The following is a 1,025-nucleotide window of genomic DNA, read 5'->3' on the forward strand; positions in this document are numbered from 1 at the left end:
GTGCATGGGGTGTCGCCGGATTGGTCGGTGATGTTCCCGTCGGCGCGGCGGGTGGAGTTGCCGACGTATGCGTTCCAACGCCACCGCTACTGGCTCGACGGCACCTGGACCGGGCAGGGGATGCTCGACGCTCCCACCCGGCTCGCCGACTCCGACGGAGTGGTCTTCACCGGTCGGCTCTCCACCGGGCGTCTGCCGTGGATCGCCGACCACCGGGTCGCCGGGGCGGTCCTGCTGCCCGGCACCGCCTTCGTCGAGCTGGCCGTGCGGGCGGCCGACGAGGTCGGCTGCGCCCTGGTCGAGGAGTTGATGCTCGAGGCGCCGCTCGTCTTCCCGGGTGCCGGGACCATCGAGGTCCAGGTCACCGCCGGCGCTCCGGATGCCTCCGGCCGCCGCGCCCTCGCCGTGCACTCCCGGGCCGCGGACGCGACCGGATGGACCCGGCACGCGACCGGCGTGCTCGCCGACGACGACCCCACGGCCCCGGAGCCGCTGCCCTGGCCGCCGGCCGACGCCACCCCGCTCGACCTGACCGAGGTACGCGCCACCCTCGTCGCCCGTGGCTACGAGTACGGCCCCGCGTTCGACGGCCTCCAGGCGGCCTGGCGTCAGGACAACGTGTGGTACGCCGAGGTGAGCCTGCCCGCTGGCCTCCCGGCCGACGGTTACGTGCTGCACCCCGCCCTGCTGGACACCGCGCTCCAGCCGCTGGTGCTCGACATGACCGGCCGCGCCCGACTGCCCTTCGCCTGGCAGCGGGTGTCGGTCCGGTCGACGGGCGCCACCACGCTCCGGGCGCGACTCGTCCACGGCGAGGAGGGTGTCTTCTCCGTCGAGGTCGCCGACGGCAATGGGCAGCCGGTGTTGACGGCCGAGTCCGTCGTCATGCGCCCGCTCCCCGAACAGCTCGGCTCGGCCACCCCGTTGCTTGAGGTGGTGCCGGTGGTGGTGGGTGTGCCGGTGGTGGGTGGTGTGTCGGTGGGTGTGTGGCCGGTGGTGGGGGGTGTGGTGCCGGATGTGGTGGT

1 protein-coding gene is annotated in these 1,025 nt (G+C 74.0%); it reads left to right on the plus strand.

The genetic code is table 11. From position 1 onward, the window contains the following. Positions 1 to 30: 30 nt before the first annotated feature. On the plus strand, positions 31 to 1,025 hold a 995-nt coding region (locus tag ACGFIW_RS33750), incomplete at its 3' end, for a polyketide synthase dehydratase domain-containing protein (RefSeq protein ID WP_393324620.1).

Source organism: Micromonospora sp. NPDC048935, from assembly GCF_043197875.1.
Classification (GTDB): domain Bacteria; phylum Actinomycetota; class Actinomycetes; order Mycobacteriales; family Micromonosporaceae; genus Micromonospora.